Here is a 13,926-nt window from a genome sequence, read left to right as displayed (position 1 = left end):
ATAGCGATGATTAATAATTAAATAATAAAAAGTGAATAGTTAAGATTAAATTAATAGTGGAGTTCTTGCGAAAGTTGTGTTTTTATAGAAGACAAATTAACGTCATTAAATTGCAAAATGTAATTCAAGCAAATTATTAAAATAAATCATTCAAATAATTTAAATGCCCTTTATTGCTGAACCGAACTATCGCACATTAAGCCATAAGATGACGATATTGATTCAATTTGAACGCCTTTATCGATGTCTCGTGTTAAAGCAAAACTGCCACAAAATGCCTGTTCGTATTCTAAAGTTTCAGCAGAAGCACTGTTGGGCAAATACATCATTTGATTTGTCCCAAGGCCTAAAAACCTTTTCTGTGTCGAATATTCCGTGCCATTTGGCGTGGTCATTACAACCTTACGCTCAATCAGCTTTTCCCCTCTGCCGTTATACCAACTGGTGTAGTGATACCCACCCTTCATTTCTTGCTTAATCGCCTTCTGCAGCCCCGCTTTCTGCTGAATATTTTCTATAAACGAGTGATCTGGATTACAGCTGATTAAATTAAGTTCAGATTGTCTATCTTGTTCATTCATATTTTGATCTGGCCTGGTTATTTCAATTATTTTAGTACCATATTCAAGATCAAATATTTTCCCCTGTTTTATACAAAATTCTTGTCCGTAGCGAATCGTCTCTGCTGTTGAAGAACCCTTAATATAAAGTAAGCTTTGGCCAATACGCAAAAAGCGCTGGCTTAAAATAATCGCTCTCCCAGATTGGTCTTCCAACTGTGTTGAACGCTCAATAATAAGACGCTTAAATTCGTCTGTATATTCAATATCCTGTGCATAAATTAAAGACGTCATCGCACACAAATTAAAACAAAGAAATTTTTTAAGAAAAATCGAGAGTTGCTGAGGCATAATAACAAGGAACAGAGTACGTAAATAACATTCTATCTGGTTTATGTATTTACTCAATCACATCACCAACCAGACCATTTAATCTTCGATAACAAGACGTCCATTTTGAGGTTGAATTGGGCGATTATTCGCATGATGATGCAGCAATGCTTTCAATTCGCTTAGTTGTGTATTAGAGATTGTTAATGGCTGTTCGAATATAATCCAGTGAACCCCCTCAGTACATGGCGGAGTCGTTAAAGAACCTAATGTGCGATAGTATTCGCGTTTTTTCGGTAATAGCTTGTCTAAATTAATCTGATGACTCAAAACTTTATTATCATTTTCTTTATTGGAAAGATCAGACCAAAATTTATTCCACTCTGAGTTTTCATGCCCAAGTACAAACATCACGGCTAAGACGGTAAGTTTCCCTTGAGCATCTTGATTTACAAAGTGCAGTTCAAGTGGAAAACTTTTACCCTGAATTTGGTTTTCACTTGGCGTATGAAAATGGAACTGTTGTAAGAAATATTTTTGCTGATCTAAAATTAAATAATCACTCTTATCCTGTGTATTCACTTGTACGGTATGACCATTAAACACCACATCATGTGGTGAAACCTTATAATCTATTTTTATTTTCTGCTTGGTCTCCGTCTCAATAGCTTGAGTAATATTAATCGGCGATTGCTGCTTTCCTAAGTCGCACATTTTATAATTAGGACTTAATGCTCCCCAGTGCTCAGGAGCATTGTTTTCGTTGTATCCCCATTCTATCGTTTCAGAGGCAAGCCCTGATGCAGCAATACCCCACATCACAGCAGTTAAAATAAATTTACGCATACTGATCCCTTTTTTTTGTTTATATTGTTTTTGTTGTGAAATGCTCTGCAATACACAGGCTATAGGATTTTCAAAGTTTCGAGTTAATATAATAATAAGGTCATATTTTAGTCAACAGCTTCCTTCCACACCGCTCCAATTCCCCTCAACAAGATACCGCTTAAAAACCCCGCTAGCCCATTAGGCATATAGCTGAGGAGAATCTTTTAAAGCAATGTATCAAACGAATACTTAAATGCTAAAACAACTTTGAATTAAATAATTTAAAACCCAGATATTGAATCAATAGATAATATCTAAGCAGATTAAAAATCAACTTCCACGGTAATATTATCCGTATAAATTCCTGTTGCTATTGGTCTTGCATCACTATCTTTAATCTCGGCACGATATCGATAGATTTGCTGTGTTTTTCCGTCTAATACATTTCCGTTCATCGAGGCTGCGCTACTTGGCCAGCGTTGTTCGCCCTGACTTCCCCAGCGCTGTTTATCTGAGTCCTTATATATCTCATAAGCCAAATAATGACTCTCTGTCGCATTTTTCATACGGCGCTGTCCGTTTTGCATATTATGCCCATCACTTAAACTGACATTATAGGGTGTTTTTACTGAGCATCTTATGCCTAATGACGTTTCTACAGGATGAAATGCACTTGGGAATGGCGCACTACCAAAATTAATATTACTTACAGAGATTCTACAATCTGGCAAAATTATTATTTGATATTGCAGCGAAGAAGCCTCTCCTTCACCCCAACTCGATACATCACAATTCAAAATACCTTCCTGAAGGACAAAACCAGAGCTCATATCGTAGCCAATTGATTCACAGCCTATCGAAGCAATGGGTATTGCATAATACCAAAGTACGGTTGCTGCATCAGTATTCATATAAGTCCCTGGTGCTATTTCTTGACCTGCTGCGATGGTGATGGAAAATGCTAAATCACCATTCAATCCATTAAACAAGGAGATTAAATCGGTATCCGTCAAATTGTTTTCCGAACCCTCAACAATAGGATTTGATTTGTGATCCTTAAAATGAATTTTGATTTCATTGGTAGAATCTTGGCTTGAAACTAATTTTTTGGGTAATTGCATGACTTTGTATTTTAAATAAGTTGTTGAAAGCAACCCGACTGATAAGTTAGCGCAGTTTAAGCCTGATTTTACACGGGCATCATTTATGCCCGTGTCAGTAAAACCGATTGAAGAATACTGCCCTAGATTAATTGTTTCATTTAAAACTTTGCACTTTGCATAAGCTTCTGTGGTCGAGAAAAATAGTACAAAGCACAGGATCCCTAAATAGTATCGATTCACTTTTAATCACCTCTGATTTCGTCTGATCCCCCATGATTAAAAAAACTATTCATTTCTTTTATGTTTATAATCTGCTTGGCTAATCCTTCTTTATTTAGAATTTACAACGCTGGCATTGTGTATATTATTTTGTCTCTATTTAGTCTACTCAGGCGAAAGTTAGATTTTAAATAGTCACTTCACCTGATCTTCCACTTGCGTCAAGCACTGAATATGCCGAATCGTTAAAATTTCAAGTTTGGCGCTTTCCATATCGACTGAAAATTTTGCTTTACAGACTTGATGATCAGCGTATTGAACCGTGATTTCATTTTCACTTTGCAAATTCTCCAAATAAGCAATGCCATCAATACCCACATAACTTGATTCATGGTCAATTCGATGTACCAATGCCCCAACAGGAATCGGCTGATTCTGCTGATTAACCAAATAAACATTTGCTGCAATAGATTGAATAACGGGGAAAGTAATTACAATACCTGAACCACGTTTTGCTGCGACACGCTTTTCCACACTCGTTGCAATATAGTTTGAAGAAAGCGCTAAAGGATCAATATTGTATTTACCTGCATAATACGGAGGAATGGAAGAAACAAAAGCATAGCCCTTACGATTACTTCGACCAATCAAGCTATTTTCATACTGAATCGGAATGTCTGGAACATGGTTGGTATCAATCAGTGCAAAAGATTCACCTAGTCGATTGGACATAAATACACCTTGTTTCATCCAAACAATTGAACCCACCAAACCAAACCAATAGTCATAATCATTGCGAAAACTAGAAGCACCAAAACTGGTATTAAAATATGGATGCTGATAATGAATATTTGCTTGATTTAAATCACGTCCCTCTGAGCCAAAGCGGTGGGTTAAATCAATACCCAAACCACCATCTGATGGAACTGAACGATTCAAGTTAACCATGCCAGTATTTGAATTCGCGCCTTTGCTATAACTGGTATTCAATATAGAACGATTATGAAATATAGGGATAGAAACTTGTAGTGCTGCACTCCATTCATTTTTGATTAAGTCTTGACTGGCACTCACCGAAACAAGAATATTGCTTAAGTCGCGGGGTAACTTCGGTGTCCAAGATAAATTCATCAACTTATTTTTAACATTTGTAGATTGCGCTTGAATATAAGCGATCCCCCAACTTCCCAGTTGAGGTGTTGATAAAAAACTTTGTGCCGTGGTCATTTCCTGACTGTTATTATATGCTGCATTATAATATCCCAATCGAGATAAATCCGCATAATTTTTATCTTGATAACGATGATTCAAACTCAATCCAAAGTGTTGTTGGCTGTAGTAATAACCAATTGAGTATTGATTCCCTATTTGCGTATGACTCAATGCCACGATTGGCATTTGATTCGGTTCTAGCTCTGCGCGGCTACTGGCATAAGAAGCACTCAAAATTCCAAACTGCGAGAGCTTCGTCACTGTACCAATACCAAACACCTGAATTTTTTTAGAGAGTTCTGCTCTACCTTCTAAGGTTAACCAATTATATAAACCATAACGCGCATCGACTGAGCTAACAAAGGCACCATAGTTAAAGTCTTTACTGCCAAAGCCTTTACGGATCTGCCCAATTGAAAATGCATAGTCAATTAATCCCGGTTTTAATAAGTGATTTGATATATAAAAAGGGATCGCGGTGGATACTCGACGACCAACGGCATCTGTTGTCACAATGATCGCCTCACCACGCCCCGTCATATAAGGCAAACTCTGCATTAAAAATGGGCCTGATTGCACATCCGCTGTCTGAATTTTCTGACCATTAATAAGTAAATCAATGTGACTAGGCAGCGTAGCTTGACCTAAAAACTGCGGCAAGGGATAAGTAATTAAATCGGGGCGTGTACCAAAATCACGTTTAATTTGCAGCCCACCTAAACGGATTGAATTACCCCAGCTATTTTTACTTGCAGAAATAATATCACCCAACAAAATGGAAGTTGCAGATGCTTCATGATCGTATTGAAAAGTACTTTCATAACGCCGATAGCCATTATAAGGATGGTTTAGGCTTACTCTAGCTTTGTTCGTTCTTGCTTGTTGCGTATAAATACCAAGATTTTTAAAGACCCCATAACCAGAGAAAATTCGTTGCTCTGAAAATAATTTACCAGTGATTACTTGATCATTTGCACGCGATAAATATAAGTCATAATTATTTAACAGGCCAAATCCCGACTGCCCACTTGAGCCTTGATATAGGGTATCTCGACCTAGCATCTGTATGGGCATCCAACTCGGAGGGAAATTTAATACCAAGCTTTGTTGTGCAGCGAGATATTCAAACTTAACCTCAGGCATGGTGGATAAATTTATCCAATCTGTTGGGTTATTTGCAAATCCCACAAGCAATATGTCATTTTTATTTAAGCTATTTTCATTAATCACTTGATTGCTTGTATCAGCAGAATGTGCAGGAATAATAATTTTTAAATCCTGAATTTTTTTATATTCAATATAGTAATCCCCCCCTTTCACAATCACAGGAATAACACGTTGGGTTGAATATTTATTTATAATCAACTCAAGATATAATTTCAGCACTGGACTCAAATCGGCTTCAGTCTGTGGTGCTGGTGGTAACTCCCCTGCAAAGACCTTGCTGACTAAACCAGTTGCATCACTGATGTAGATCAGCACAGCCAAAGAGTAACTTAAAGGCTGCCATTGAAGTGAGCTATGCGTAATCATGGCTCATTGACCAACCCGTTTAAGCAGGATTACTTTTAACGCGGCACCGGAACTGTCTACTGCATATAATTGACTTGAATTTCGAATGCCCTCTGCCAATTGACTGCTCAAATGAAAAGTCATGGTACTATTTGCGAGAATATACCCCAAAGGGACATAATTAAAATTCAGCGGGTCGCTCTTTTCATGCATGCGAATTTCTGAAATTCTAGCAAATTTACTCCCCGTGTTTTTAATATAAAGAGTCGCTTCACCATCCTTATTTTTTTCAGTCCAATAACTGAGATTGGGTTGTGCTAAAGGATTTTTTGCATTGGCAATAATGGATGCATCGGTTAAACCACTGCCCATTCCTTGGCCATAACTAAAAAGTGGAATTGAATAACGTATTTGAAAGTTGACTGCGATGTTTTGGGATGACGTGTTCTCAAGTTGAATTGGCAACTCATCCACAATAACACGATAAGCCTGCTCAGTATTTAAAGGCGCAGGCATGATACGTGTAAGGCGTAACATATTCTTTGTGCCCGCTTTTATTTTAACGACCGGAGGGCTAGGAATAATTTCAGATTGTATTTCGTAATTGTCTTTATACTGCTGCTGATCCCATTTAAATACTCGAACTTGAATCAATGCTTCCGATTTCCCAGTATTTTCCAACCATACCGCTGTCGCTTTTTCATTTGATTCGATATTGGGATATATTGGCCAAATCAAAAATGTTGCTTGCGCAAAAATATGACGGCAAATCGCCATCAGAACAAATACTAAAAATACTTTGCCTGTATAAAATCGTCTTGATTGTGGTTTAGTGTCCATCACGTCACCATGCTATTGTAATCGCAACGCTATCTTTATAAATACCCGCAGATCGAGCCTGATTTCCGTTATTTAAATCAACTAAAGCAAAAAATGAAAACCGTAAAATCGCTTGTTGTTCATTTGTTGCTGAGAGATTAACGGCCTCTCCGACTTTATATTCAAATTGCTCACCACTATCTTGAAAAAATAAATACGGGATATATTCATCTTTAGTCTGGTGTTTCATCCGCCAATGGTCATTTAAAAAATTTTCACCATTATTTAATTTAATCGATACCGGTGTGTTTGCCGTACAGCGAATACTCCAACTTTGGCTTGTATTCTCAATATGTGCTTCAACTTTACTTTGTGTCATTGCCGCTTGTTTATTAAAACTGAGCATCTGTTCTATGTTGCTTAACTGACATCCTCGAACAATCGTTGCTCTGGCTTCAATTGTTGCAGTCGGTTTTGGTAGGTCGGCACAGGCAATACCAGAAAGGACACATAATACCAATCCTATTCCGATTTTTCCTATGTTACACCTATTCATACGATGCCTTAGAACTCTATAATCACTGGAATGACATCACGATAAATACCTATTGCAATAGATTGATCTGCGAATACCACTTGTCCATATAAATCGATATTCAAAATTTGACTATCATTTAAAAAAGATAGTTGATCGAGTGGCTTGAGTATTTTTTTACTGGCGCTATAAGCCAAATTATAAGCAATATAATGATCACCATTTCTCAATGCTCGAAAGTGCGTAGTTTTGGCCTGTTCAGGTACATTATTATCATTTTCCCCAGCACCAAAGATTATTTTTATGCTATTCAATGTGCTATTACACTGAATTTTAATTGAGCTATTTATTCCGTTATTTAAAGACGCTTCGACAGTACCATTGTAACTCGCAGCAACTTTTCCAAAATTTATTGTACCAAAATTAAGTCCCGTTGCTCCCGATGCATATTGCCGATCATTTACCATGCATGAGGCTAACAATTCAATTTGAGTATTTAGTTTCGCTTGAAGTTCTGCTGATATTGTATTTCCACAACACAATATCATCACAACAGCACTGAGGAGACGTTTAAAATGTTGCATCGCTGAACCCTCCTCACATTATAAAATGTGGTAGGTTAACCAATAACAATTGAATAGAGTGACCTTTAAAAAGAGAATGTCACTGTTAAGGTATCTTTATAATCACCTCTTGCTTTCGCTGCACCAGTATTCGCAAAAACTTTTCCAGTCAATGGTATTGATATTGGTGCGGCACTCGTTACAAGAAAACTCTGACTAGTATTGGCTTTGTATTCAATATTACTTGCTGCATCACGATAGATCGTATAGTGAATCGTATCTGCTGTTGTGTTTTTTAAATAACGTTCGCCTGATGAACCAAGGCTATGCTGACCTGCATTAATTGACACATTGACTGGTGTATCGACATCACAAGTAATATTTAAATTTTGACTTGATTCTAAAGCGACATTCACGAGTATCTCACTTTTAGATACTGCCGCCATTCGACCAAAATCTAAAGTACCAATTCTAATCGATTCACCACTGTCGAATTTAGTCCCATTAACCGCACAAGCACTATAAACAGTCAGTTTTACGTCTATTTGCCCAAATACATCAGCCAAAGCCATTACTGAAATACTAGACAATAAGGTTGTAATAAGCAGTTTAGGAAAAAGTTTCATTTCAATCTCCCTTTTATGCCGAGGATACCCTCTAAACATATTTTACAACTTAAGTCTATAGTTGACACAATTAAAATGTAAAATTATATAGCAACTCTAGCTTGACTTCATGCCGTCTTGCTGTTGTTTTTAAAAGATTAATTCCCTATACAGCTCTTCGTTTTTCAAATGGGCTTATTTTATTTTTATTCAATACTATTGGTCATTTTCCTCTATATAAACTGATGATATAACCATAATGACTTGCTAAAAATTAATGAATACATTCCGAATTAAAATCAATGACTTTGGAGTAAGTAGTTGACTCATCATTAAAATAGTCATTGGCAGTAAAGTAATACAAGACCGATATCTCAAACCTTTTTGTTGAAAATTTGTTATTAAATAAAATATTCAAAAGAAAACCAGCATAATTCTCATAATGCCAATTAAGTAAGTAGCATTATACATATTCATTGAGTTCCGAATGACTCAATAAATAAGTTTATTGGATAATGTTAAAATTGAGCTGAAGGCAGAAATCATTGAGTCTTTTTCACAAATCATCGCTTCGGCAATCGAGTCAAAAGCCTTAAACCTCCCTATTCATAAGAGAAATCAAAATGTTAAAAAAAGTCCTCGTTACCTCTTTATTCGCTTCAACTCTCACTTTCATGGGATGTGCATCTACACCAAAAACCTCAGATACAGCAGAACATTTAGCAGCACTACAGCAAAAAGATTGGGTCGTCACTGAAATTAATCGCGTTGATGTTAAAACAGATGCTAGTAAACAAAACCTACCTACTTTGCGCTTTGGTGATTCATCATTAACAGGGACTGATGGCTGTAATCGCATCATGGGTGGCTATTCTGTCCAAGGTAAAAAAATTCAGTTTTTACAGTTGGCAAAAACACAAATGATGTGCATGGATGGTGAGGGTATAACAGCCCAATTCAATGAAACACTTGAACGTGTGAGCGGCTATAAAGCAAGTGCAGATAAACTTGAATTACTAGATGATAATAGCAAAGTCATTATGAAGTTTAAAAAGCAATAATCACTTGATCTATTGCGCAACGCGATGACTCAATCAAATCCCCTGTCCATGATTACCGAATCATGAACAGGGGTTAATGGAAGTTGGGCGGCTTAACGATCTACACGCTGTTAACAGTATCGATCAAGGCATGCTTAAGATTCAATTTTGCTGACACAAGTTGCTCTTATGTAAATGCTTTTGATCATGACAGCGACTAATCAAAATAGGTCACTGCATGCGGATCATCAATAGCGTTAAAACAGGCTTCGATTTGTGCATGAGTGACTCGTGCCACGGATATTTCTGGCAACTGATTGAAACTAAAAAAATCTACAGCAGAGGTTTCTATACTTGATTTCAATTCACCACTTATGATTTCACACAAGAAAAAAGCTTTATACACGTGTAAAAACATTGGAGGGTGCGGATGCTTTCTCATATCGGTCAAAGCCAGCAATTTCAAACACCTCACCTCCAAGCCTGTTTCTTCAACAACCTCTTTGATAACATTTTCTGCTGCAGAATAACCAGGGTCAGCCCACCCTCCTGGCAAAGACCACAGGCCATCACTGACCTCTTTGACCAATAACAATTGATTGTCTTTAAAAATCACTGCTCGAACATCTATTTTTGGCGTCGCATAACCAATGTCTTTTAAGATATCTGCTTGAAATTGATCAGTTGAAATTTGCTGTAGTTGTAATAGTTCTTCAACGTATTGTATAAGCTGTTGATATCGTTCTTTATCATAGATATCTTTAGAATAATGCAATCCGGACTGTGCTAAAGCTGTCATTTTATGCAAAATCTCAAGCCACTCTGATTGCCCCAAGTCTGCCATTTACTTTTCCTTATCTCATCGGTTGATTTATAGACTCTATTGATTATTTATCTGATCAATAGTTTTTATATGGTAGGAACTTGCCCGATAGTACGACTTTAACGCGATCTCCCTGACTGTTACTTTCGCGTTGAATATCCATACTAAAATCAATTGCACTCATAATCCCATCCCCAAACTCTTCATGAATTAACTCTTTAATCGTTGATCCGTAAACATTCACAATTTCATACCAGCGATAAATTAAGGGATCGGTTGGTACTGGTGTACTTAACGATCCTTTCGCTGGGACGATTTGTAGCCAAGCGACGGCTTCATCTGTTAAATCAAAAATATCCCCAATCAACTCAGCTTGAGTTTTATTAAATGTCATCTGGCCCAGACAAGCAGCGGTTACCCACTCCTTTGAAAGCTCAAGTTTATCTGCAACTTGACTCCATTTAAGACCTTTTCGTACTTTGCTCGCAATAATTTGCTCAGTCACTTGTTGTCGATTAATAATCATTTTTTAGTCCTTATTTCTAATAAACAGCTAAATAGGCGATCGTTTTAATTGTAGATTTCACGTGCATGTGAGAAATGGTAAAACGCTGTGCAGCATCGTGCGACCGATTAATCTCTCAAGAGGATCACTTGAATCTTCGATTATAAGCATGCCATTGCTTATTTTTCAAACAAGCAATCACAATACTCAAAAAACTTTCTCTGGTTCAAAATAAAAAGACACAGCCATCCATTGATGAACTGTGTCTTTGTAACAGGCTGTTTCTAATCTCAAGTGCGACAGTATAAGAAACAGCGTATTTGAATGAATGTAATTTCGCTCTAACTCAAATTCCCTTTCACAATTTGTACTGCTGGTGGTAAATCCTCACCAAGCGAACTTAACATTTCTCGCTCAATTAACCGCACAATCGAATCGAGTGGCAAATCATTTTCTTGTAAACCAAAAGGCTCTTCTAGCTGTGTACTTAAGGCATCAAAGCCTAAAAACAAATAAGCAATTAATCCCACCAATACTGGTGTCCAAATTCCTAAAGTTGCCTCCAAGCTAAAAGGCAAAATAAGACAGAAACAATAAACAGTCCGGTGCAATAAAACAGAATAGGCAAACGGCAGTGGCGTACTCACAATTCGATCACAGCCTGCTTGAATATCACCCAACGCAACGATATGCTGATTCAAAGTACTATATAGGATATCTGTCAATTCCCCATTTCGCAAAGACAGCACCAGATCTTTTTGCATTGACTCTAAAATATATTGTGAGGCATTAATATTCTGTTTGAGATCTTCAAATACCTCTACATTTAACTCAGCATGTTTTTCACTGGATTCAAAAAAAGAGTTCTGCTGTCTTAAACGATCTTTGAGCAAGCTCGAAAAAAACATCACACGATACATCATTTTTTTTCGCTGCGCATCTGGCAGTAAATGCGAGTCACGCGAAATATGACGAGAGTTTGCAATCAATGCACCCCACAATTTACGCCCTTCCCACCAACGATCATAACAAGCATTATTTCTAAAACTTAAAAAAATCGAGAGGATAATACCGAAGATCGTAAAGCCTATCGCTGGCACTGCTGGAATCTCTAAAAAGTGCTGAGATGACAAATAAACCAAAAGTGCTGAAATAAATATCACCACCATTAATGCAGGTAACACTCTGGGCAAAATGGTCCCTTGCCATGCAAAGAGTAAAGATATCGCATTACTTTTATCGCGTACAATCATCAGTATTTGTCATCCAACATTTTCATTGCAAAAATTACCACGCTTACTTCAACACCACTTAATCCGATGTGAGCTGCATCCCGTATTGCATTAGCTGCACTAGAGGTAAAGTAATAAAATCATCTTAAAAGTATTTAAACACCCTGCAAATTATAACGCACGATACAACCCTTCTACCACCACGGTAATTAAAATATATTTCAATATCAAACCATTGAGATAGCCTATTAAATAAACGAAAAATTAAAAATTAAAAGTTTTTTTATTTAATAAATTTAGATTTATAAATAAATATTCCTTATTTTCCTGCTTATTAAAATCAGCGTAGCATCTCTAATCAAGCAATATTGCTTTATTCATATTGTTTATTTTAAGGACTGATTTATGAATGCTCAACTTCACCCACAAGATCAGTCAGCATTACACACTGTTACTACCCAGACAGCGTCTCCAAATGCTGACGATATTCTCCAACGTGCACAGCAATACGCACTTACACATACACTCGACTTTAGCGGGAGCTTATCCCCAATTGATGCTTGGCAATTAATTCAGCAGCAACATGCCATATTGGTTGATGTAAGAACCAATGAAGAGCGAAAATTTGTTGGTTATATCCCACAAAGTTTACATATTCCATGGGCAACTGGAACCGCATTTAATCGCAACCCACGCTTTCTAAAAGAACTGGAAAGCAAAGTTAGTAAGGATCAAATAATTCTCCTTATTTGCCGAAGTGGCCGTCGTTCTAGTCTCGCTGCAGTGGCTGCTTTTAATGCTGGTTTTAAACATATTTACAATGTGCTTGAAGGCTTTGAAGGGGATTTAAATAATACCGCTCAGCGTAATCAGAGTAATGGTTGGAAAGTCCATCAACTGCCTTGGCAACAAGATTAACTTCATTTTTCCCAAAAAATACTTAAAAATAAAATGCTCATTTACTAAGCAAGGAATCGTTATGGCTAAATGGAATATTCAGCCTGTTATTCAGGGTTTACAACAAGCACGCCGTGACTGGAGGGCATCTCAACAGCGTAGCAATGAGATTGGTGGAAGAGAATTCCCTTCTAAAGCAGCATTAAAATCAATCTTAAATGATCTTTGCGGCATCTTATTTCCAATGCGTTTAGGCCCAGCTGATTTACGCCAAGAAGCAGAAGACTATTATATTGCCTATACTTTAGAGCGCGTTTTAAACCAGCTCTATGTTCAAGTGGAATTGGCCTTGAGCTACGAAATCAAGCGCCAAGTTCCGCAACCATCCATCGTTGAATCGAGCGTCACGGATAGCATTCCCCATCATCAAATTGCAAAAAAAATAGTGCAAGATTTCGCCAACACTTTGGCTGATATTCGATGTCTAATTGATACCGATGTATGTGCGGCTTTTGAGGGCGACCCTGCCGCACATAGTGTCGATGAGATTTTACTGTGTTATCCCGGCATTCTGGCGATGATGTATCACCGTATTGCGCACCAGCTTTACCCGCAAGTCCCATTATTATCACGCATTATTTCTGAAACGGCACACTCCAAGACAGGGATCGATATTCATCCGGGTGCACGCATTGGTCCAGGCTTTTTCATTGACCATGGCACTGGTGTGGTAATTGGAGAAACATGCATCATTGGCCGACATGTTCGAATCTATCAAGCGGTTACGTTGGGGGCAAAACGCTTTGAACTTGACGATAATGGCACGCTTAAAAAAGATTATGCCCGACATCCAATCGTTGAAGATGATGTGGTGATTTATGCCGGTGCAACCATTTTAGGGCGAATTATTATTGGTCAAGGTTCAACGATAGGTGGCAATGTCTGGTTAACCACAAGCGTTGCAGCGGGCAGTCATATTTTACAATCTCCGCCTGCCTTGTATCGCAAGCCAGATACATCCTCGGCTCAGTCATGACTTACGTTTGAGATACAAACAATAAAAGTATAAATAATATACGTTTATATCAACCAAGCAAAATACTAAAGCAAAAGGGTTATTCCTAATTTATGATTTTTTCCAAA

14 protein-coding genes are annotated in these 13,926 nt (G+C 37.4%); 3 read left to right on the top strand and 11 right to left on the bottom strand.

Features of this window, described 5'->3' with window-relative positions; translation table 11 throughout:
- Positions 1-170 precede the first annotated feature (170 nt).
- From FD716_RS08465 to FD716_RS08430, 8 genes are all read right to left on the bottom strand, one after another.
- Positions 171-968 (bottom strand): hypothetical protein, encoded by a 798-nt coding sequence (locus FD716_RS08465; RefSeq protein ID WP_139851897.1) that lies wholly within the window; start codon positions 966-968, stop codon positions 171-173.
- A 21-nt stretch (positions 969-989) separates the two neighbouring features.
- A complete protein-coding gene (locus FD716_RS08460; protein WP_139851896.1) occupies positions 990-1,736 on the bottom strand; it encodes a carbonic anhydrase in 747 nt (248 codons plus the stop codon).
- 305 nt (positions 1,737-2,041) lie between these two features.
- On the bottom strand, positions 2,042-3,061 hold the full coding sequence (locus FD716_RS08455; protein WP_139851895.1) for a Csu type fimbrial protein: 1,020 nt from the start codon (positions 3,059-3,061) through the stop codon (positions 2,042-2,044).
- A gap of 174 nt (positions 3,062-3,235) precedes the next feature.
- Positions 3,236-5,785, bottom strand: coding sequence for a fimbria/pilus outer membrane usher protein (locus tag FD716_RS08450; protein ID WP_139851894.1), 2,550 nt, complete (start codon positions 5,783-5,785; stop codon positions 3,236-3,238).
- 3 nt (positions 5,786-5,788) lie between these two features.
- Entirely contained in the window at positions 5,789-6,604 is an 816-nt protein-coding gene (locus FD716_RS08445; protein WP_228714928.1) for a fimbrial biogenesis chaperone, read from the bottom strand.
- 4 nt (positions 6,605-6,608) lie between these two features.
- Positions 6,609-7,139 (bottom strand): Csu type fimbrial protein, encoded by a 531-nt coding sequence (locus FD716_RS08440; protein ID WP_139851893.1) that lies wholly within the window; start codon positions 7,137-7,139, stop codon positions 6,609-6,611.
- A gap of 8 nt (positions 7,140-7,147) precedes the next feature.
- Entirely contained in the window at positions 7,148-7,702 is a 555-nt protein-coding gene (locus FD716_RS08435) for a spore coat protein U domain-containing protein (protein ID WP_139851892.1), read from the bottom strand.
- A 65-nt stretch (positions 7,703-7,767) separates the two neighbouring features.
- The gene (locus FD716_RS08430) at positions 7,768-8,307 is read right to left on the bottom strand and encodes a Csu type fimbrial protein (protein WP_171477009.1); all 540 of its coding nucleotides are present in this window, start codon (positions 8,305-8,307) and stop codon (positions 7,768-7,770) included.
- 602 nt (positions 8,308-8,909) lie between these two features.
- Here FD716_RS08430 and FD716_RS08425 point away from each other — a divergent pair.
- Positions 8,910-9,347 carry an META domain-containing protein gene (locus tag FD716_RS08425; RefSeq protein WP_139851890.1) on the top strand — a complete coding sequence of 146 codons (438 nt, stop codon included), beginning with the start codon at positions 8,910-8,912 and terminating at the stop codon, positions 9,345-9,347.
- A 196-nt stretch (positions 9,348-9,543) separates the two neighbouring features.
- On the opposite strand, the gene FD716_RS08420 is transcribed toward FD716_RS08425, so the two are convergent.
- The 3 genes from FD716_RS08420 to FD716_RS08410 form a co-directional block, all read right to left on the bottom strand.
- Complete coding sequence (locus FD716_RS08420; RefSeq protein ID WP_139851889.1) at positions 9,544-10,170, bottom strand: NUDIX hydrolase; 627 nt, start codon at positions 10,168-10,170, stop codon at positions 9,544-9,546.
- A 55-nt stretch (positions 10,171-10,225) separates the two neighbouring features.
- Positions 10,226-10,675: a cyanase gene (gene cynS / locus FD716_RS08415; RefSeq protein WP_139851888.1), complete on the bottom strand. Its 450-nt coding sequence runs from the start codon at positions 10,673-10,675 to the stop codon at positions 10,226-10,228.
- Between the two features lie 320 nt (positions 10,676-10,995).
- Complete coding sequence (locus tag FD716_RS08410; RefSeq protein WP_139851887.1) at positions 10,996-11,907, bottom strand: bestrophin family protein; 912 nt, start codon at positions 11,905-11,907, stop codon at positions 10,996-10,998.
- A gap of 384 nt (positions 11,908-12,291) precedes the next feature.
- Here FD716_RS08410 and FD716_RS08405 point away from each other — a divergent pair, with 384 nt between their 5' ends.
- Positions 12,292-12,804 carry a rhodanese-like domain-containing protein gene (locus tag FD716_RS08405; RefSeq protein ID WP_139851886.1) on the top strand — a complete coding sequence of 171 codons (513 nt, stop codon included), beginning with the start codon at positions 12,292-12,294 and terminating at the stop codon, positions 12,802-12,804.
- Positions 12,805-12,865: 61 nt separating this feature from the next.
- The gene (locus tag FD716_RS08400) at positions 12,866-13,819 is read left to right on the top strand and encodes a serine O-acetyltransferase (RefSeq protein ID WP_139851885.1); all 954 of its coding nucleotides are present in this window, start codon (positions 12,866-12,868) and stop codon (positions 13,817-13,819) included.
- The last annotated feature ends 107 nt before the right edge of the window (positions 13,820-13,926 follow it).

This window comes from Acinetobacter pullicarnis (assembly GCF_006352475.1).
In the GTDB taxonomy this organism is placed as follows: domain Bacteria; phylum Pseudomonadota; class Gammaproteobacteria; order Pseudomonadales; family Moraxellaceae; genus Acinetobacter; species Acinetobacter pullicarnis.
The sequence above is the reverse complement of the archived record's forward strand: the minus strand, read 5'-3'. Positions and strand labels throughout refer to the sequence as shown.